Genomic DNA, 18,954 nt, shown 5'->3' on the forward strand with positions numbered 1-18,954 from the left:
TGATTTCAATACTTTGTGCAAAATTACGGTTTAAAAAGACAAAGTGGTAATTAAGATCGCTTTTCCTGACACAATTCCACCAAAACCCCATTTGTAGAGCGGGGATGAAGGAAAACTACCAGCTTATTATCCGCCCCTTCTTTGGGGATTTCATTTAGAATTTCAAAACCCTCACTTTTTAGCCTTTCCATCTCTGCATGAATATCTTCCACCTCAAAGGCGATATGGTGTATCCCCTCTGATTTCTTTTCTATGTACTTGGCTATAGGGCTATCGGGTCTGGTAGCTTCCAGGAGTTCAAGCTTAGTTTCTCCTATCATAAAAAAAGAAGTGGCTACCCCCTCCCCTTCCACATTTTCTTCCTTATAATGCTCAGTACACAGAAGTTTTTTAAATAGCTCATTGGAGGATTTCAGGTTTTTGACCGCTATACCGAGGTGTTCGATTTTTCTCATCTATAATTTTTGTATATTTGTCATTGAATCATTTCGAAGGTAAGCATGTTTTACCTTTACTAAAATAAAATCTGCTGTTAAATAAACCGATATATGATCATAGTTTCAGATAAAGCTAAAGATAGGATCCTAGAATTGAAAAGAGAAGAAGGCCGCTCTGAGGAAGAAAATATCCGTGTATCTGTCAAAGGCGGTGGCTGTTCAGGCCTGATGTATGATTTGGGCTTTGATGGTAAAAAGGAGGATTCCGACCATGTGTTTGAGGACAAAGGGGTTAAAATTATTGTAGATAGAAAAAGCCTGCTTTATTTGGCCGGAACCACTTTAGAGTTTACAGATGGTTTAAATGGCAAAGGTTTTCAGTTTGTCAATCCAAATGCATCAAGAACCTGCGGATGCGGGGAGAGTTTTTCTATATAGTCCCCGCATTTTACTTTCATAAATACCAAAAGCACAATTACCCATGTGCTTTTGGTATTTTAAAGTACACCAATATTAAAAAAATAGGTTAAATTTATATTTTTTATACAACCTTATTAAATAAAGGTTAATTTTTGTTAATTTTGAAAAATTTGTTAGCAGGAAAACTTACCACTCCTGTATTTGTATATTCAAAATTTATCACTCTACATTATTTACATGAAAAAAATTTTACTAGGGGTAATAACATTTCTACTGCTGATTTCAGTGGATGTTTATGCCCAAACAAGGACGGTAACCGGCGTGGTAATATCAGGAGAGGATAACCTTCCTCTACCGGGTGTAAACGTAAGGGTTAAAGGCACCTCACGGGGTGCGATCACAGACTTAGATGGTAATTATTCTATCCAGGTAAGTGACCAAGAAACATTGGTCTTTTCCTTTGTGGGTTTTCTATCCCAGGAAGCCCCTGTAGGAAATAGGAGCTCTATCAATCTAACACTGGCTACCGATGCCAAAACGCTTGGAGAAGTAGTAGTAATAGGATATGGCAGTGTGGAAAGAAGGGAACTGACTGGTTCCGTAGGGTCTGTCAATGCCGAAGTAATCAGAGACGTACCTGCCTTGGGTATAGACCAGGCACTTCAGGGACGTGTAGCAGGTGTTCAGATCACCCAAAATTCTGGAACTCCAGGTGCGGGTATCTCCGTAAGGGTCAGAGGAGCGTCTTCCATCTCTGCCTCCAACCAGCCTCTTTATGTAATTGATGGAGTTCCTATGACTACCGGAGATCAATCCCAATTGGGATTTGGTGGGCAGACGTCAAATGCTCTTGCCGATCTAAACCCTTCTGACATCGAGTCTATGGAGGTTTTGAAAGATGCAGCAGCTGCTGCAATATATGGCTCCAGAGCTGCAAACGGCGTAGTCCTTATTACTACTAAACGTGGTACTAACCAAACTACCCAGATAAACTTCAATGTATATGGCGGATTTCAGCAGTTATGGAGGAAACCTGAATTTCTGGATCGAAGAGGATATCTTGACCTTATGAACGATGCTATTGGCGATTTTGTAGCTGAAGATTTTGAAATTAGCAGACAGGAAGTAACAGATGCTGATCTTTTGGAGTGGTATTATAATGGTCTTCCCTTTGATGAGACAGTAAATACAAATTGGATTGATCAAGTTACCCGTACCGCTCCCATCCAAAATTATGAAATAAGCCTTAGCGGAGGAAATGAAAAGACCAAATACTACCTTTCCGGAAACTATTTTGACCAACAGGGCACGGTGATTAATAGCCGTTTTAACAGAATGTCTACGAGGTTTAACCTTGATCATCAGGTTAATGAAAGATTATCAATTTCATTTAACAGTGGCATAAGCAGGGCCGTACAAAACAGAATAGTTTCTGATAATACTTTAAATGGCCCATTTGCGAATTCACTTGCTGCCTCTCCGCTATGGCCGGTATATGACGATGCGGGCCAGTACACCAGGCCTCAGTTTTTCTATAGCAATCCCGTGGCAGAAGGAACAGAAAATGATGATGTCAACCAGTCTATTAGAATCTTCACCAATGCTTTGGCAACTTATAACCTAGCCGAAGGATTAAATATAAATGTAAGAGGTGCAGCAGACATCCTAAACTTTCAAGAAAGACGATATACACCTGATAATTTTCCAGGGAGTTCCTCCACAGCAGAGGGAGGATCAGCTTCTTTTGGAACTAACAATCCCATAAAATGGGTAGCAGAGGCATTTGTAGACTATACTACTACCTTGAACGATGTACACAGCCTCAGTTTAGTAGCTGGTCACAACCGTGAAGAAAATATAATTTCCAGCTCCTTTGTCAGGGGGATCCAGTTTCCTGATGACCGTTTTAGATTTCTAGGCGGAGCTTCATTAGTGAATGAAGGAGATAACAACCTGGTTTCCTGGGGTCTTGAATCCTATTTTGGAAGGGTAAATTATTCATATGATGAAAGATATTTATTGGCAGCATCTTTCAGAGCCGATGCTTCATCAAGATTTGGACCTAATAACAGATGGGGATATTTTCCCTCCGTATCTGCCGGGTGGAGGATTAATGAGGAAGGATTTATGGCAAATGCTGACGCCATCTCAGATTTAAAGGTAAGAGGTAGCTTTGGCTTAACAGGTAACCAAGAGATAGGTAACTTTGCCTGGAGAGGTTTGGTAGAATCAGGAAACTATCTTGGTACAGCTTCATTGGTCCCAAGCCAGTTAGGAAACCCTGACCTAAAATGGGAAACCACTTCTCAAACCGACATAGGCTTGGACATTGGATTATTTAATGGCAGATTGACCCTGATAGCAGATTATTATTATAAGTTAACGAGCGACTTGTTATTTTCAAGACCTATTCCTACCCAGAGTGGTTTTGGATCCTACCAATCTAACGTCGGATCTGTAGAAAACCGTGGGTTTGAATTTACTATTTCTACCGTAAATATAGACAGACCCGGTGGGTTAAACTGGAGAACAGATCTCAATCTATCCTTTAACAGAAATAAAATCCTCGAACTGTATCAAAATGAAGACACTTTTTATGGTTTAGGAGGCAATTCTATGGTCCTGAGAGAAGGATATCCTATTGGTACTTTCTTTGGACTGATTGCAGATGGCGTGTTTGCCACTGAAGCTGATGTTCCTGACTCCAGGAGAGCTGTAGGAATACAAGCAGGGGACATGAACTTCAGGGATATAAATGGTGATGGAATCATTACTGATGATGATTTCACCATCATCGGTAATGCTCAACCTTTGTTCTTTGGTGGGTTTACTAATACCTTGAACTATCGGGGATTTGACCTTCAGTTATTTATGCAGTTTTCTTATGGTAATGAAATCTGGAATGCGGCTGGAAGTTACCAAGAAGGAATGTTTGCCAATTTTTTTGATGACAACAATCGCGCGACGGTAAATAATAGATGGAGATCAGAAGAAAATCCCGGAGATGGACGCACACCTAGAGCCACAGTAGATATTGTTAATCGGAACAATGACGCCAATACAACCAGATTTATAGAAGATGGCTCCTACCTGCGGGTGAAAAATTTGGTGTTGGGATACAGATTACCACAACCGATATTGGAAAGATTAAAGATGAGAAGCATTAGAGTTTATGCACAGGCTCAAAATCTTCTAACTTTCACAAACTATTCAGGATTTGATCCTGAAGTAAACTTTTCGGGAACATCTAATACTACTCTTGGAGTAGATTTCTATACTTTCCCTCAGCCCAGAACCTTTACTTTCGGTGTAAACGTAGGATTTTAATTATGAAAAGATTTAATAACTTATATAAATACATACCGGGATTATTACTCCTTATAGGAATATCCTGTGATACATTAGATCAGGAACCGGTAAATCAAATACCAGTGGAAGGGGCCATAGTTTCATCAAGAAACGCAGAAAGAGCCCTACAAGGAATGTATGATGATATGCAGTCCGATAACTATTACGGATTAAGATACCTATATTATCAAGATACCTATACCGATAATCTTCAACATTCAGGTACTTTTAATACGGATCAAGAAGTCAGTGCTAGGAGAATAAACCCCTCTAATCTGCAGATAAGGAATACCTGGCAATCCATGTATGAGGTAATCCGTAATGCAAATTTTGTTTTATATTCTTTGCCAAATTTAATAGATGCCACTCCTGACCAGCTTATAGCATTTGAAGCTGAGGCCAGATTTGTCAGGGCATTGGTTTATTATGACTTGGTTAAGGTATTTGACGGGGTACCTTTGGTCACCAGCTTTACCGACAGGATTGAAAACATCGATTTCCAAGGACGTGCTTCTGTGGATGAAATATATGATTTTATCATCGCTGAACTTCTGTTTGCCGAGCAGAATCTTGTAGCTATATCTTCGACTCCCTATAGAGCTAAACCAATGGCTGCTACTGCCCTATTGGCTAGAGTCTATTTACAGTCCGGTCAAAACGACCTTGCTGCCCAAAAAGCTACTGAAGTTATCGAAAGTGGAGATTATGCTTTACAGACCAACTATAGAGACCTTTTCACTGTACAGGGAAATTCAGAAATGGTACTTGAGTTGAGTTTTACTAATGTAGATGGGGATCAAAGTCTACTGGCAATATCCTCTGACCCAGCTACTGGAGGTCAGAAATTTTATTTGAGACCAGCCTTTTTTAATCTGTTTGCCGAATCGGCTGAAGAAGGTGACACCCGGTTTGCTGCTTCTGTCCTTCAAGAGGATAGACTGAGGGTGTTCAAATATTTCCGTTCAGCTACTAATGACGACCATGTTCCACTTATCAGATTGGCAGAAATGTATCTGATCAGAGCTGAGGCCAATGCGCGTATTGGAGGTCTATTAGGACTGACTACGGTATCTATTGTAAACGATATAAATGTAATCAGATCAAGGGCTAGGTTAGCCCCTTTGCTGCTAACGGACATCCCTACCACTGAAGATGCTCTTACCGAAATACTAATACAGAGAAGATTTGAATTTGCATTTGAAGGTCATCGATTTTCAGATTTAAAAAGATTTGGACTTGCAGCAGATCTTTTCCTCCCTGCTGAAGCATTTAGAGTAGTGTGGCCTATTCCGTTTCAGGAAATGGAAGTAAACAATAATCTAATACAAAATCCTGGTTATTAAACCACATCTTAATATTGCCATTAAAGACTATCTTGCTTGAGATAGTCTTTTTTTATGCGCAGTATCGCTTAGTTGGCACGCATTTGTTACATTTGTATTTTTATGCTTAAACTTTAACCCAAATATGGAATACACGACCAAGAAGATACAATTAAATGATGTTCATGAGCAATTGGGCGGTAAGATGGTGCCTTTTGCCGGTTATAATATGCCTGTAAGATATACTTCAGATCTGGAAGAACACAAGGCAGTAAGAGAAAGTGTAGGCGTTTTTGATGTTTCCCATATGGGAGAGTTTTTGATCAAAGGACCCAAAGCCCTTGACCTTATCCAATATGTCTGTTCAAATGATGCTTCCAATTTAGTAGAGGGCCAGGCCCAATATTCCTGTCTACCCAATGAAGAGGGAGGAATAGTAGATGATCTTATCGTATATAAGCTTGGTGAGGAAAATTATATGTTGGTAGTAAATGCATCCAATATCGAAAAAGACTGGATGTGGATCAACAAGCACAATGAAAATTTTGGAGCTGAGTTAGAGAATATATCTGATGGCATTTCTTTATTTGCAGTTCAAGGACCCAAAGCGAAAGATGCAATCCAACCTTTGACTGAAATAGATCTCGGAGAAATTAAATTTTACCATTTTGCAGTAGCGGCTTTTGCTGGGGTCTCTGATGTGATCATCTCAGCTACAGGTTACACTGGAGCTGGGGGATTTGAACTATATGTAAAAAATGAAGAAGCTGAAAAAGTCTGGAATGCCATTTTTGATGCAGGCAAAGATTATGACATTAAACCTATAGGCCTTGGAGCAAGAGATACTTTAAGGCTCGAAATGGGATACTGCCTCTATGGTAATGATATCAATGACACTACATCTCCATTGGAAGCAGGTCTAGGATGGATCACTAAATTCACTAAAAATTTTATCAATAGTGAAAACCTGAAAAAGCAGAAAGAAGAAGGAGTCCAGCGCAAATTGGTAGGTTTTGTCTTAGCAGAAAAAGGTATCGCCCGGGCGCATTACCCTATAGTAAACACAGAAGGGGAAATAATCGGGGAGGTAACTTCCGGTACCATTTCCCCTACTATGGGAATAGGTATAGGCTTAGGTTATGTGGAAACAAAATATGCCGTCCCTGGCACTTATATCGCCATCTCTGTCAGAAGGAAAAACATACAGGCAATGGTGAAGAAATTGCCTCTATTAATCGATTAAGGCTAAGTCGGAATTTGGCAGATAGTGGTAATAGGTGTGGTGAAAAATTAAGCCTAACATTTCCTGCCACAAACATACTAAAATCAATATATATTCCACAATAAAATAGCTTCTGTTTATTCGGAAGCTATTTTTATACCTATGCGGTCTGGAAAAATATAAAAATCAAACCATAAAATGTCCATGAAAAAAATAGAAGTCTGTCTTTCACCGGAACTGATACATCTATATGACCTAAAGGATAAGATAGTAGTAGTAGTGGATATATTCAGGGCCACTACCACCATGGTCACTGCATTTGCCAATGATGTAAAAAGTATCCTCCCTCTGTCTAGTTTGGAAGAATGCCGGGCCATGTCTGATCATGGATATATAATAGCTGGAGAAAGAAACGGACAAACCGCTGAAGGATTTGAATTGGGAAATTCTCCTTTAAGTTATTTAAACGGTGCCTATTCAGAAAAAAAAATAGCCATGACCACTACCAATGGCACTTTGACCATAGAAAAATCCAGAAAAGGATCATCTGAAATATTGGTAGGGGCTTTTATCAATTTGAAATCCACAGTCCATTACCTTCAAACCCAAGGTAATGACATCTTGATTCATTGTGCCGGATGGAAAGGCAAATTTAACCTAGAGGACAGTCTTTATGCAGGAGCATTGGTAGATGGACTATCAGAAAGCCATGACTATGATTGTGATAGTGCCATAGCTACACGGTCACTTTATCTCCAAAATAAACATGATCTTACTGCTTTTCTCCAGCAAGCTTCCCACGCAAAAAGATTACAAAATCACAACATAGAAGCTGATATTGATTTTTGCTTGACTATGGATATTTATAATATAGTAGTAAAAGTCGTGGATGGGGAGCTTGTCAAAAATAAATAATTTATTTCTAATAAATAACGAATTATGCCTCAAAACTCCCTAATGATAAAGTAAGACCGAGTTATAAAATCAGTGTGCATAATTCCCGAAAGCCCCATAAAGTATACTTTACCAATTAAGCAAACATTATTTTGATGGCTTTCATAGGTCATGTATGTAAAACCATTATTTTAACTTTTCATTGTCCTTATGCCTGTCCTTGTCCCTGATGTTTTTTTTCTCAAAATTTTTCTCTAGAGCTTTGGTAAGGTCCACCCCTGTCTGATTGGCCAAGCATATTAAAACCCAAAGGACATCGGCCATTTCATCACCAAGGTCATGACCTTGGTCACTTTCTTTAAATGATTGTTCTCCATATTTTCTAGCCATAATCCTGGCCATCTCTCCTACCTCTTCCGTAAGAATGGTCATATTGGTCAATTCATTGAAATACCTGACACCGATTGTCCTGATCCATTCGTCCACTTTTTGTTGAGCTTCTTTTATTGTCATCCTGATTTATGATTTGAGATTACTGATCAGATTATAAGATAGTATTTAAAAAATTGATTTTTGATTTATTAAGATATTCAATATAATCATACATCATTCATTATAAAAAATCATATTTTATTTTTACTGTCAATGATAATGGTTACTGGCCCATCATTGGTTAAGGACACCTGCATATCAGCTCCAAATTGCCCCGTAGTGATCTTCTGTTTTATTCCGGCACTTAGTGCTTTTATCATTTTCTCATACATGGGTATGGCAGTTTCTGACTTTGCCGCTTTGATGTAAGATGGTCTGTTACCTTTTTTAGTGCTGGCATGTAGGGTAAATTGGCTGATCAGCAAGATTTCCCCCTGTTGGTCTAGGACGCTTTCATTCATCACCCCGCTGCAATCGGGAAATATTCTCAAGTTGATAATTTTTTTACTAAGCCAACCCACATCTTCATCTGTATCGGCCTCTTCTATACCCAATAGTATCACCAAGCCTTTACCTATGGATCTTCTTTCTGACCCATTTATTTCTACTTCTGCTTTTGAGGCCCGTTGGATTACTGCTATCATATGTCAATCGAAATCTTGCATTGCCATGGATGGAATGTATTCCAGCCGGAGTTCATTCTTTTCAAGTGCATGAAATATCATCGCTTTAGCTACTTTGTAGTCCGGTATGGGCTTATATTTTTTTAGCAGGCCAAAAGAAGTGATAATCCTGCCCAGTATTTTACCGATATCCTCACCTATCCTCACCTCTTTTCGATTTCCTAATAATAATGATGGTTGTAATATTCCTAAATATGTAAAATCAATCTGTTTAAGATGCGCTTCAGTTTTCCCTTTTACTTTATTATAAAAAAAAGAAGCCTGCTGATCAGCACCAATAGCACTCACAAATAAAAATTTAGTAGCACCCAAAGCCCTGACCCATTTTGCATAATTTATAACATAATCATGGTCTATTTTTTCAAACATTTCTTTACTTCCGGCTTTTTTGATGGTAGTGCCCATGGTGCAAAATGCATGTATAGCAAAAATTTTTGAATTTAGGCTAGAGATCAATGAGTGGTTTCTTCCTCCAAAATCATTTTCTCTCAATTTATCTTCTAAATCTACGTTCTGAATCGTTTCAAAATCCACTTTTACCTGCACCAATTTTCCATGCTTCAAAGCCAATTCTCTTCTTCCTACTGCTATTACTACATCATAAGCCTGCTCTTGGAATAATTGGTGAAGCAGCTGCATGCCTACCAATCCAGATCCTCCAGCTACGATGGCTATTTTCTTCATAAATTTCGGGTAAAGGATAAATGCTAATGTAATTATTCGTAGATCACAATCGCTTTTTACATCTAATAAATCTAAACTGATTAAAGCTAAGGATACCACCACCCCAAAGAAATAAAACTTCAAAGGCCTTAAAAAATCTTTTTATATTGCCATTGGGTCATGTTATACCGATTAACCTTTACAAATCATAGCTCAGTCTCATCTCTTCATGCATTCAATATATTATTCTTTACATAGCTGAAGTATTTTCCCAAACTCTAAATTTGAGTATATCGGTCTGTAAACTTTTGCCTACCGCTATCAGTACGGACATATCATCTACATAACCTATAAAGGGAATAAAGTCAGGGATTAAATCTACAGGAGTAATAAAATATACCAATCCTAATACAATCATACCCACCGATCTGCTGGACAGGCCTTGATAGGTGCCGTTAATATGTGCTTTAACCATTCTATATAGCACCTCCACATGTTCAGTCATTTCCCTGACCTGTGGATTTTCGGCAAATTTGTGCAGTTTCTCAGATACGTTTTGTAGCAGTATATTCAATTTGGTATTGCTCTGAGATATTGACCGAGCTTTATCTTCAAATAAAATTTTAGCTTTTTGAAAATAGGTATTTGCAGTAACTTTTATAGTTGCCATATATGATTTATTAAAAGTATATTCTTATTTCAGATTTTACCATTTTTAATGCACGGGTTATGCTGTCCATTTTTTGTTCCAATGATAGTTGGAAGATCCTTTTGGCCAGATCTATACCCCTTGCCTCTTGATTTAGATCTTGAGAAGCCCTGTTAATCATGGTGATAACATCTTCCACCGCCTTCCGCACAGCATCCCATGTTTCGTCAGAGAAATAAAGCTGTTGGGATAGATTATGGTTAAATTCTTCCCTCACCTCAGTTAACAATACCTGGTGTAATTCTCTGGCAGAATAGGATCCATCATTTACGCGCCTTACCAGGTTATTCGGTGTGATACGCTCTAACAATAAACAGATACGCTCTCCTGCCTGTAACCTAATAGGCAACACCGTGTCTGTGTTTTTTGTTTTAAGCTCTATAAGCTTTCCTTCTCGGTCCTTCTTCAAAAATGATACCGCAATGATATACATCCCATAAAGGACCAGACCAGCCGGTAGTATTATCCTCAATAGCTCTACAAAGTATTCCATACCTCAAATATTTTTTTCGAATATCTTAAATAATATAGACCAATAAAACTATGCCCCGTTTTTATTTATGTATAATTTTGAACCATCTATATCAAAAAGATATTTGAAACATATGATCATCCCTATAGAAATTACTCCTGCTGCACTGATAGAAATCAAAAACATCATGGCAAACAAAAACATACCTCAAGACTATTCCCTCCGTGTAGGCGTAAAGGGAGGAGGTTGCGGCGGAATGTCATATGCATTAGGGTTTGACAAGCCTAAGGAGGGCGACCAACAGTTTGAGATAGAAGAGATCCCTGTGCTGATCGAAAAAAAACATGTCATGTTCCTAATGGGTATGCAGGTAGATTTCTATGATGGAAATGATACAAGGGGATTTACATTTGTAAATCCGGGATTGCCCAAAAGGCACGATGTAGTAGAATAAATAGTACCAGGAAAACTTTTTTAACAAAAAGATTTAAATGTAACACTAGGAGTCAAAAAAATTTATCCCAGTCCTTATTTTAAATCTTCAAAGCCATATTTCACATTGCTCCAAAACTCATCCAAAGCTATGATCCTAGGTTTAAGGAAAGAGATAATAGCAGGCCAGTCTTCCCTATTCATAACATTGGTTCCGGCTAATACTTTCTCTGCTTTGGATATAGGCCTTCCATAACTGTCCGGCTGGGCAAATTCCCAAACCCATTCCTCCCCTATAGTAGTATGCAGTAACTTTTTGAACAATAAAAGTTGTTCATATTGTAGTTCCTGTATATCCAAATCCTGATGGTTCAGTTCTATACCTATAGATGTAAAGTCCCTCTCCGCCTTCATCCTAAAAAACAACTGCTTTACCCCTGTCTTATAGTTCTGCCAGTTCACCCGATACCCTTCGGCAGATGGCACAGGTTTCATATAAGCTCCGAAAGCAGTCCAGAATTCGTGTTTGGTTTGGGTGATTTCTGATTTTTTATACATGAAAATTTTTGTATGAATCGGGTGATAAAGTTAAAAAAGATGAAAAATCAAGAGTTGACATTTTTTGTCATTATTTTTCATTAAGATCATTGCATCACTCAGATTTCTATATATTAAAAGCTTAATAAACATTAACCAAGTCAATAGCTCTTAGGACTATCTACTGGGAGCAAAATGATAAAATCCGCCTTATGAAAAGATGCTTCATCTAATGACTGAATATCTTCCTGCTCCACAGCTGTGATGGTCATAACTTTGATTTCTGGATCATAATGCCGAAGGTACCAAGCTATACCTTCATAATCATTGGAATGATAGGCACCGTTTATGTGAAGGAATAAGCCTTCAGAAGGCAAATTTTTCAATATCGAATGGGCCATTGTAGCATCTTTGATAGCCTGAGCTTCTATCATATGATCTGGCTCCATACTGCTGCCATGCATCATATTAGCCATAGCAGCATACCCAGGAAGCTCTTTATCTACTACTATGGGCAGTGGCGCTATGTATCGCTTAGCCTCTTCGGAGAAAGTATCCAATATATCCATCCCTTCTCTACTTACAGCAGAAGCGTATTTACGAGGTATGTTAGTAGCTACAAAAGGTACATCACGTCCCATAGCAAACATCATCAATGGACGGTAATCCTGTTTATAGTTCTTCCACAATTTAGCCTCTGCTTCAAAGCTTTTATCAGTTATCTTACCGCTAAACCATTCATCAATATTTAACTGGTCATCAGTTTCAAAAAACTCCCCTCCCAATATCAAATTGACATTTACATCAATCAAATTCTTAAGCAATTGTAACTGAAACCAGTGAACCATACTGTTATTATGGAGTTCTCCGAACAATATTACTTCATGGTTAGATGCAGCTGTTGAAATTGCTTCAAACGCTACTTCCTCTCCTTCTTTTGTAAAGATTCTGTACGGCACCAATTGGGCCATAGCTTCCGACCATAGAAAAAAAGATAAGAATATATACAGTATTCTACGCATAATCTTCAGGGTAAGCTACTTTAATGACTGAGTAGTTCACTACACCACCTAGTGCAGGATTGTGTTTTTTGATAATGATCTCTACCGTCCTGACTTCTGGGTAAGCTTTCAGAATATCCTGCACCATAAGATGAGCCAGGTGTTCCAAAAGCTTCACGGGTTCCTGCATATGGGACTTGGCTATATTATACAGTGCTGCATAATCTACTGTAGATTTAAGCTCATCATAAAGCATCGCTCTTTTAAAATCACTATATACATGTATGTCTACTGTAAATCTATTGCCCAGTTTTTTCTCTTCCGAATACACCCCATGATAGGCATGAAATTCTATCCCCTCAAGCGATACCCTTCCCATTATTCAAATTGGTCAAAGAAAGAACCTGATTGATTCTTTTTCTCTGTAGATGGTCTAGTCATCGCGCTTCTTGACCTCTCGTCAAAATAACTAGGCTTGGATTCATGAACTTTAAACTGTTTTTCTGCTTCCTTGATAGCAGCCTCTTTTTCCTCCTCGGCAGTAGGTTCATCTGATAGATGAGTATCCGAAGTAGGTTCTTCCTTTACCCTTTTTTTATCATCCTCTGTCTGATTACCGTTGTTTTTATCATATTCAGGCTTGTTCGTATGATCTATAATGATTACATCAGAGGATGTTGGATTCCCTGTATCTACAGGTTCCTGTTGTATACCAGCTCCTGCTTCCTGAAATTTTTCTTCTACCAGTTTTTCTAAACTCCCCCCTTCACTGAGGTCTTCTAAAAGTTCCGTATGTGACTTTATATCTATCAAATGGAATGCTTTTTCTGCATCATCTACAGAAGAGAAGGTAGTACTGGCCAAATCCTTTAAGTTAGAAATTAATTTTTTCCTTTGCTGGACCAAATTTTCATAATTACCTATAAGTTCCTCTAGATCCCTTTTCAGGTTACTCATAATCTCTTTTGCCTTATTCTCAGCTACCTCTATCATATTCTGAGACCTTTGTTTGGCATCACTTTGTATTAAAGCAGCATCTGTCTGTGATTCTTTTAGTATCTGATCACCCGTGGCCGTGGCCTGTTCTATTATGCTGGCTCCTGTATCCTCTGCTGCTTTAAGTGTTCTATAGAGGGAAGACTCTACTTCCTTGAGTTTTGACGCTTCTTTCTCTGCATTGTCCAATTTTATTTGAAGTTCTTTTTTTTCATCCATCAGCTTTTCCCACTCCTTAGAAAGCGTGGCCAAGAACGAGGTAACTTCATCTTTATCATAACCCCGAAAATGCTTTTCAAAGGTTTTTTGACGGATTTCTAATGGTGTGATGTTCATATGAAAATATTTTTGTTATCTTTTTTTATTTAAATTGGACCTTTCTACAAAGGCAGCAAATGGATCATCTACTTCTCAGGGGACCCATACAAAGGATGATGGCTCTTCCATTTTTCTCCTTTATTTTACATTAATACAAACCGATTAACTGCTTATCCAAATCACAGGCCAATGATGTCTTTGATATCAAAATCCCAGATAGAAATGGTCCGGTCATCACTCACAGCAATCACTTTGTCACTATGATCACTCCATACCAACTTATTTACTGAGGTGCCGTGACCTGCATGCCTTCCTTTATCAATCACCTTCTGCAAACGAAAAGTCTCAGCATCCCAAAGCTTTATGGATTTATCCATGCTACAGGTGACGAAAAACTTCCCATCCTTTTTGAAGGATATATAATTGACTGCAAATAAATGAGCCGCTATATTTTCTTTGAAGGAATATCCGTTCGTGTCCCATATTTTTAATTGGGCATCCCTCCCTCCGCTGACCAGATGAACCCCATCTGGAGCAAAATCCAGGGCAAATACTGAATTGGTATGCCCGTTTAAATTCGCTATTGGAAGAAAATCATTAAGCGAAAAAACCTTAATCGAATGGTCACTTAGTCCTATGGCCATTTCATCTTTAAACGGATGAAGCGCCATGACACGTACACTTTTCTCAGATAGTTTTAAATGTTTTACTATGGAGCGTTCCGCTATATCCACTACTACGACAACACCATCTCCGGTCCCGGCATATAAAAACCCGCCCCATTCTTTGATATCAAAAATGGCTTCTGAGGTAATTTTGATATTCCAGATTTCCTTCTTAGTGGTGAGATCTATCACATGTATTCCTTCATTATTATGACCTATAAACAACCAACCTCTAGCTGAATCCACATATAAAGCGTACACGGAATGATTAAGTCTTGCTATTAACCTACCGTCTTGGGGTTGATCTAGGTTCCATTCTACTACCATCCCATCTGCCGCTCCCGTATAAAAAAACCCTGTTCCTTTATACTCTGCTAAAGCATAGATGGCATCATTATGGCCGGTCAAGGTATGTAGTTTATTTACTTGAATATTTGGCATATATTGCAATTCGATATCATAATTATTAAACTACGTATGGGCGTATGCAAACAAAAATAGAAAAAATAAGTGCTTTCTCTGCTTTGGCCATTAAGAATATTCATGGCATCGAAGATGAGGTGCTGGATTTTTTAAGTTTTAGAGAAAAGCTTTCCTATGCCAACATCAGTCATGCTGATAAAAAACAGGAATGGAAAGGTGCCAGATTAGCTATTAAAGAAGCATTGGACTGCATTTCTTTACCTTATCCTGGATTTTTTAAAGATGAACATGGAAAATCACATTCTATGAATGATTATGGCTATGTTTCCCTAACCCATACTTTGGGATTGGCGGCAGCTATATTTCACAGAGACATGCCGGTGGGTATAGATCTTGACTTTGTCAGGGATAAAGTCATAAGATTAGGGCCTAAATTTTTAGATCCAGCCGAAATAGAATTTTTAAACAATGACCATTTACTTTATACCATAGCATGGTCTGTAAAGGAATCTATATTTAAATGTCAAGGTAAAAAGGGCATCAGCCTAAGGCAAAACATTTTGCTGCAGCCATTCACCAAAGATGATCATGTAGTCCATGGTAAAATATATGGATCGGAACATATAGACCACCACTACCAGGTTCAGGTGGAAGTAGAAAATGATGTAGTATTAAGCTACACTATTTGGTAGCATAAAATATAGACTGTATGAAAAACATTACCCTGATCATATTCCTTTCCATTATAACGGGTTCTACGCTTCTAGCCCAGCGTATAGAAAGTTTCCAGCTGACAGATATACTCACAAACCAAGTATTCAGCTTAGACGCCCATAGCCACAAAAAAGCAGTGGTATTAATCTTTACATCCAATAGCTGTCCTTTCTCCAAATTATACGAAGAAAGAATCAGTGCTCTTCATACAAAATTTTCAGGTGATTTTGAATTTGCATTAATCAATCCTCATATTGGATCCGAAGAAGATGAATCCGAAGAAGCCATAAGGGGACGTAACCGTGAAAAGAACATAAATCTGCCCTATCTTAAAGACCCTGATTTGAAGGTGACTAGAGCTGTCAATGCCATGAAACTTCCCGAAGTAGTCATTATAACAGGAGGCCCTACTGGATATAATATAGTATACCAAGGGGCCATTGATAACAATCCTCAGGTGCCATCAAGCGTCAGCCAAAGATACCTTGAAAGTGCCCTAACGCAAATCCTTAAGCGGAGCAGTCCTAGCCCAGCCAGTACCAGAGCGGTAGGTTGTAATATAAGGGGAATCAACTGATCAATGCCAAAAGCTCTTTTATTTCTTCAGCTTTTTCGACATCAGAAATCCTCTCATACGCCACCACTAGATTCCTGAGCATTCTCAGCACAATGTCATAATTGGAACAAGGTTCGAAGAACTCATTTTTGGGAGAAATCTTCAGATGCTCCAAATAATTATTAATATCAGATCTGCTGAAAATTAGACCTTTATTAAATGCATTTATATAGAAAAAATTCTCTTCAGATTTGTAAGTTAAAACAAATAGATTAGGCAGGTTTACGCCGAATATAGGAAGTCCCAATTTTTGGGAAACCAGCAAATATATGGAACAAAGCGTAATCGGATTGCCTTTCTTGGAAGCGATAACATTGCTCAGCATGCTGTTTCCCGGAGAATGAAAATTCTTGGTATTGGCAGAAAATTTTAGCTGGTTAAAAATCACGTTATTAATGATCCTGACCTGATCATAAGGCTGCAGGTCATTTTTATAAGCGGTCCATACATCAAAATAGATTTGATGCATGTCCCCGTTTAGTTTGTCAAATTCCAAGTCAGGATATTGATAGGTATTCAGGATCCAAAGTCCGGTAAGTAAGTCCCGGTCCTCACTGTTTTTCCATTGAACCAATCGATCTTTTAATAATGCAAACTGAAGTTCATGGACCAGTTCTTCAATTTCCTTTTGTAGGGTAGGATTAAAACTGTCCTCCCATTTCTTTTCCAGAAAAGGAATTATATCATTACCAAATGATATGATCCTATCCCTCACATGCTCTTTAATTTCTTTATCCGTATCATCCAATAAAGATACCAGGGCATGCAGTTCCCTATCCGTCAGTTTATCCATTTCAGCGTTCGTTTAAAAAAAGCACTTGTTACAAATGAAAAGATCCTGTACAGCACTTAGTCTATAAACTAATTTTGATATGGTTAGGTTTGGATTATACCTACATTAAATTTTTCGGTAATTGGGGCATGATTGGCTGCCTCTATCCCCATACTCACTATCTTCCTGGTTTCCAATGGATCTATGACGCCATCCACCCACATGCGGGATGCTGCGTAGTAAGGACTTAATTCTTCGTTATATTTGTCTTTAATTTCATTGAGCAATACCTCTTCGTCTTCTGCTGTGATCTCTTGGCCGTTCTTTTTCAGAGAGGCTATTTTAATCTGAAGAAGGGTCTTTGCTGCCGATGCCCCACTCATCACCGCCATCTGGGCTGATGGCCAACTAAAAATCAATCTTGGATCGTAAGCTTTTCCACACATGGCATAGTTACCTGCTCCATAGGAGTTACCGATGATAACAGTAAATTTTGGCACTACGGAGTTGGCCATAGCATTGACCATTTTGGCTCCGTCCTTAATGATGCCGCCGTGCTCAGCAGCACTTCCTACCATAAAGCCACTTACGTCATGAATGAAAAGGAGGGGGATTTTCCGTTGATTACAGTTCATGATAAATCTGGCTGCTTTATCTGCAGAATCGGAATAGATCACTCCGCCCATTTGCATTTCACCTTTTTTGTTTTTGACGATCTTACGCTGATTGGCCACTATGCCTATAGCCCATCCATCTATCCTCGCTGTACCGCAAAGCAGCGTTTTACCATAAGATTCTTTATACTCCTCGAATTCAGAATTATCAACCAGACGGCCAATAATATCTTTCATATCATATGGCTTTACCCTATCAGCAGGAAAAACCCCATAGATTTCTTTTTCATCCAGCTTGGGCTTGACAGGTTTTATACGATTAAATCCGGCATGCTCGGGATCTCCTATTTTGGAAAATATTTTTTTAATAGCGTCAAGGCATTCCTGATCGTTAGGATATTTATTATCTGTAACTCCGGATATTTCGCAATGGGTGGTAGCCCCTCCCAGTGTTTCATTATCTACTGTTTCTCCGATAGCCGCTTTCACCAAGTATGACCCTGCCAAAAAAATGGACCCTGTCTTATCCACGATCATGGCTTCATCAGACATGATGGGGAGATAAGCACCGCCTGCCACACAGCTGCCCATTATGGCAGCTACCTGTACGATGCCCATAGAGGACATTTTTGCATTATTTCTAAACTGTCTGCCAAAATGTTCTTTATCAGGAAATATTTCATTCTGCATGGGTAAAAATACGCCGGCACTATCCACTAAATAAATTATAGGAAGCCTATTTTCCATAGCGATTTCCTGGGCCCTTAGGTTTTTCTTTGCAGTCATGGGAAACCAGGCGCCGGCTTTTACGGTAGCATCATTTGCCACGATTACACACATTCTTCCGCTGACATATCCTATCCCTGTTACCACGCCTGCAGAAGGGCATCCTCCATCTGCTTCGTACATTCCATCAGCTGCAAATGCCCCTATCTCCAGAAAATCACCCTCCTCATCCAGTAAGTATGATACCCTTTCTCTGACAGTAAGCTTTCCTTTTGCGTGTTCTTTGGCTATTCTTTTTTCCCCTCCTCCCAGCTTTACTTTAGTCAGCTTTTTTTGTAACTGATACAGGAGCTGTTTATTGAGATCGTCGTTCTTATTGAATTCTAGGTCCATTGACTATATTTGGGTTTATTGTTCATATGCTAAAATATACCCATTTAGGCATATTTCAAAAACATAAAAAATTAACAGGCACACATTTAGTGAAAAACCAAAAAAAAGGAATACTAAATATCAAAGCACCTGTTTACATGTCAAA

The 18,954-nt window shown here is 38.7% G+C and carries 21 protein-coding genes; 8 read left to right on the forward strand and 13 right to left on the reverse strand.

The annotated features are described in order from the left end of the window. Positions 1-50: 50 nt before the first annotated feature. Positions 51-455, reverse strand: coding sequence for a methylmalonyl-CoA epimerase (gene mce / locus EL17_RS05110; RefSeq protein WP_035071066.1), 405 nt, complete (start codon positions 453-455; stop codon positions 51-53). A 93-nt stretch (positions 456-548) separates the two neighbouring features. Between mce and EL17_RS05115 the strand changes: the two genes are divergently transcribed. The 5 genes from EL17_RS05115 (at position 549) to EL17_RS05135 (ending at position 7,664) form a co-directional block, all read left to right on the forward strand. Then, positions 549-875, forward strand: a complete 327-nt coding sequence (locus tag EL17_RS05115) for a HesB/IscA family protein (RefSeq protein ID WP_035071071.1) — start codon at positions 549-551, stop codon at positions 873-875. A 219-nt stretch (positions 876-1,094) separates the two neighbouring features. Continuing rightward, the gene (locus EL17_RS05120; protein ID WP_035071074.1) at positions 1,095-4,184 is read left to right on the forward strand and encodes a SusC/RagA family TonB-linked outer membrane protein; all 3,090 of its coding nucleotides are present in this window, start codon (positions 1,095-1,097) and stop codon (positions 4,182-4,184) included. A gap of 2 nt (positions 4,185-4,186) precedes the next feature. Next, positions 4,187-5,548 (forward strand): RagB/SusD family nutrient uptake outer membrane protein, encoded by a 1,362-nt coding sequence (locus EL17_RS05125; protein ID WP_035071078.1) that lies wholly within the window; start codon positions 4,187-4,189, stop codon positions 5,546-5,548. Positions 5,549-5,672: 124 nt separating this feature from the next. After that, a complete protein-coding gene (gcvT, locus tag EL17_RS05130; RefSeq protein ID WP_035071081.1) occupies positions 5,673-6,770 on the forward strand; it encodes a glycine cleavage system aminomethyltransferase GcvT in 1,098 nt (365 codons plus the stop codon). 183 nt (positions 6,771-6,953) lie between these two features. Continuing rightward, a complete protein-coding gene (locus tag EL17_RS05135; protein WP_035072083.1) occupies positions 6,954-7,664 on the forward strand; it encodes a 2-phosphosulfolactate phosphatase in 711 nt (236 codons plus the stop codon). A 165-nt stretch (positions 7,665-7,829) separates the two neighbouring features. Here the strand turns inward: EL17_RS05135 and EL17_RS05140 are convergent, their stop codons facing one another. From EL17_RS05140 to EL17_RS05160, 5 genes are all read right to left on the reverse strand, one after another. Further along, entirely contained in the window at positions 7,830-8,156 is a 327-nt protein-coding gene (locus EL17_RS05140) for a nucleotide pyrophosphohydrolase (protein ID WP_035071084.1), read from the reverse strand. A gap of 110 nt (positions 8,157-8,266) precedes the next feature. Beyond that, complete coding sequence (gene dtd / locus EL17_RS05145; RefSeq protein WP_035071088.1) at positions 8,267-8,719, reverse strand: D-aminoacyl-tRNA deacylase; 453 nt, start codon at positions 8,717-8,719, stop codon at positions 8,267-8,269. Between the two features lie 3 nt (positions 8,720-8,722). After that, on the reverse strand, positions 8,723-9,442 hold the full coding sequence (locus tag EL17_RS05150; protein WP_035072085.1) for an NAD-dependent epimerase/dehydratase family protein: 720 nt from the start codon (positions 9,440-9,442) through the stop codon (positions 8,723-8,725). Positions 9,443-9,671: 229 nt separating this feature from the next. Beyond that, on the reverse strand, positions 9,672-10,091 hold the full coding sequence (locus EL17_RS05155) for a YkvA family protein (protein WP_035071090.1): 420 nt from the start codon (positions 10,089-10,091) through the stop codon (positions 9,672-9,674). Between the two features lie 10 nt (positions 10,092-10,101). Then, on the reverse strand, positions 10,102-10,623 hold the full coding sequence (locus EL17_RS05160) for a DUF7935 family protein (RefSeq protein ID WP_035071092.1): 522 nt from the start codon (positions 10,621-10,623) through the stop codon (positions 10,102-10,104). A gap of 112 nt (positions 10,624-10,735) precedes the next feature. Here EL17_RS05160 and EL17_RS05165 point away from each other — a divergent pair, with 112 nt between their 5' ends. Beyond that, positions 10,736-11,056: a HesB/IscA family protein gene (locus EL17_RS05165; protein WP_051719862.1), complete on the forward strand. Its 321-nt coding sequence runs from the start codon at positions 10,736-10,738 to the stop codon at positions 11,054-11,056. A 74-nt stretch (positions 11,057-11,130) separates the two neighbouring features. On the opposite strand, the gene EL17_RS05170 is transcribed toward EL17_RS05165, so the two are convergent. The 5 genes from EL17_RS05170 to EL17_RS05190 form a co-directional block, all read right to left on the reverse strand. Further along, positions 11,131-11,592 carry a DUF4268 domain-containing protein gene (locus tag EL17_RS05170; protein WP_035071094.1) on the reverse strand — a complete coding sequence of 154 codons (462 nt, stop codon included), beginning with the start codon at positions 11,590-11,592 and terminating at the stop codon, positions 11,131-11,133. A 140-nt stretch (positions 11,593-11,732) separates the two neighbouring features. Next, positions 11,733-12,593, reverse strand: coding sequence for a ChaN family lipoprotein (locus EL17_RS05175; RefSeq protein ID WP_035071096.1), 861 nt, complete (start codon positions 12,591-12,593; stop codon positions 11,733-11,735). After that, positions 12,586-12,951 carry a dihydroneopterin aldolase gene (gene folB, locus EL17_RS05180; protein WP_035071098.1) on the reverse strand — a complete coding sequence of 122 codons (366 nt, stop codon included), beginning with the start codon at positions 12,949-12,951 and terminating at the stop codon, positions 12,586-12,588. Before folB ends, EL17_RS05175 begins: the two co-directional genes overlap by 8 nt. Further along, entirely contained in the window at positions 12,951-13,904 is a 954-nt protein-coding gene (locus tag EL17_RS22530) for a DivIVA domain-containing protein (RefSeq protein ID WP_051719815.1), read from the reverse strand. Before EL17_RS22530 ends, folB begins: the two co-directional genes overlap by 1 nt. 161 nt (positions 13,905-14,065) lie before the next feature. Beyond that, positions 14,066-14,992, reverse strand: coding sequence for a WD40 repeat domain-containing protein (locus EL17_RS05190; protein WP_035071100.1), 927 nt, complete (start codon positions 14,990-14,992; stop codon positions 14,066-14,068). Positions 14,993-15,036: 44 nt separating this feature from the next. Between EL17_RS05190 and EL17_RS05195 the strand changes: the two genes are divergently transcribed. Continuing rightward, positions 15,037-15,666, forward strand: coding sequence for a 4'-phosphopantetheinyl transferase family protein (locus tag EL17_RS05195; RefSeq protein ID WP_035071102.1), 630 nt, complete (start codon positions 15,037-15,039; stop codon positions 15,664-15,666). A 17-nt stretch (positions 15,667-15,683) separates the two neighbouring features. Continuing rightward, complete coding sequence (locus EL17_RS05200; RefSeq protein WP_035071104.1) at positions 15,684-16,265, forward strand: thioredoxin-like domain-containing protein; 582 nt, start codon at positions 15,684-15,686, stop codon at positions 16,263-16,265. Here the strand turns inward: EL17_RS05200 and EL17_RS05205 are convergent. Together EL17_RS05205 and EL17_RS05210 are read right to left on the reverse strand one after the other, a co-directional pair. Continuing rightward, positions 16,258-17,097 carry a transglutaminase-like domain-containing protein gene (locus EL17_RS05205; RefSeq protein ID WP_035071106.1) on the reverse strand — a complete coding sequence of 280 codons (840 nt, stop codon included), beginning with the start codon at positions 17,095-17,097 and terminating at the stop codon, positions 16,258-16,260. The genes EL17_RS05200 and EL17_RS05205 overlap by 8 nt on opposite strands. 83 nt (positions 17,098-17,180) lie before the next feature. Continuing rightward, entirely contained in the window at positions 17,181-18,809 is a 1,629-nt protein-coding gene (locus EL17_RS05210) for an acyl-CoA carboxylase subunit beta (RefSeq protein WP_035071108.1), read from the reverse strand. Between the last annotated feature and the right edge of the window lie 145 nt (positions 18,810-18,954).

It is taken from the genome of Anditalea andensis (assembly GCF_000714815.1).
Lineage (GTDB): Bacteria > Bacteroidota > Bacteroidia > Cytophagales > Cyclobacteriaceae > Anditalea > Anditalea andensis.

Bases quoted from the DNA above. Each gene is read 5' to 3' on its own strand.
- EL17_RS05190 (WP_035071100.1), bottom strand. From the start codon at position 14,992: ATGCCAAATATTCAAGTAAATAAACTACATACCTTGACCGGCCATAAT.
- EL17_RS05115 (WP_035071071.1), top strand. From the start codon at position 549: ATGATCATAGTTTCAGATAAAGCTAAAGATAGGATCCTAGAATTGAAA.
- folB (WP_035071098.1), bottom strand. From the start codon at position 12,951: ATGGGAAGGGTATCGCTTGAGGGGATAGAATTTCATGCCTATCATGGG.
- mce (WP_035071066.1), bottom strand. From the start codon at position 455: ATGAGAAAAATCGAACACCTCGGTATAGCGGTCAAAAACCTGAAATCC.
- EL17_RS05160 (WP_035071092.1), bottom strand. From the start codon at position 10,623: ATGGAATACTTTGTAGAGCTATTGAGGATAATACTACCGGCTGGTCTG.
- EL17_RS05135 (WP_035072083.1), top strand. From the start codon at position 6,954: ATGAAAAAAATAGAAGTCTGTCTTTCACCGGAACTGATACATCTATAT.
- EL17_RS05175 (WP_035071096.1), bottom strand. From the start codon at position 12,593: ATGCGTAGAATACTGTATATATTCTTATCTTTTTTTCTATGGTCGGAA.
- EL17_RS05210 (WP_035071108.1), bottom strand. From the start codon at position 18,809: ATGGACCTAGAATTCAATAAGAACGACGATCTCAATAAACAGCTCCTG.
- EL17_RS22530 (WP_051719815.1), bottom strand. From the start codon at position 13,904: ATGAACATCACACCATTAGAAATCCGTCAAAAAACCTTTGAAAAGCAT.
- gcvT (WP_035071081.1), top strand. From the start codon at position 5,673: ATGGAATACACGACCAAGAAGATACAATTAAATGATGTTCATGAGCAA.
- EL17_RS05170 (WP_035071094.1), bottom strand. From the start codon at position 11,592: ATGTATAAAAAATCAGAAATCACCCAAACCAAACACGAATTCTGGACT.
- EL17_RS05150 (WP_035072085.1), bottom strand. From the start codon at position 9,442: ATGAAGAAAATAGCCATCGTAGCTGGAGGATCTGGATTGGTAGGCATG.
- EL17_RS05155 (WP_035071090.1), bottom strand. From the start codon at position 10,091: ATGGCAACTATAAAAGTTACTGCAAATACCTATTTTCAAAAAGCTAAA.
- EL17_RS05140 (WP_035071084.1), bottom strand. From the start codon at position 8,156: ATGACAATAAAAGAAGCTCAACAAAAAGTGGACGAATGGATCAGGACA.
- dtd (WP_035071088.1), bottom strand. From the start codon at position 8,719: ATGATAGCAGTAATCCAACGGGCCTCAAAAGCAGAAGTAGAAATAAAT.
- EL17_RS05205 (WP_035071106.1), bottom strand. From the start codon at position 17,097: ATGGATAAACTGACGGATAGGGAACTGCATGCCCTGGTATCTTTATTG.
- EL17_RS05195 (WP_035071102.1), top strand. From the start codon at position 15,037: ATGCAAACAAAAATAGAAAAAATAAGTGCTTTCTCTGCTTTGGCCATT.
- EL17_RS05200 (WP_035071104.1), top strand. From the start codon at position 15,684: ATGAAAAACATTACCCTGATCATATTCCTTTCCATTATAACGGGTTCT.
- EL17_RS05125 (WP_035071078.1), top strand. From the start codon at position 4,187: ATGAAAAGATTTAATAACTTATATAAATACATACCGGGATTATTACTC.
- EL17_RS05165 (WP_051719862.1), top strand. From the start codon at position 10,736: ATGATCATCCCTATAGAAATTACTCCTGCTGCACTGATAGAAATCAAA.
- EL17_RS05120 (WP_035071074.1), top strand. From the start codon at position 1,095: ATGAAAAAAATTTTACTAGGGGTAATAACATTTCTACTGCTGATTTCA.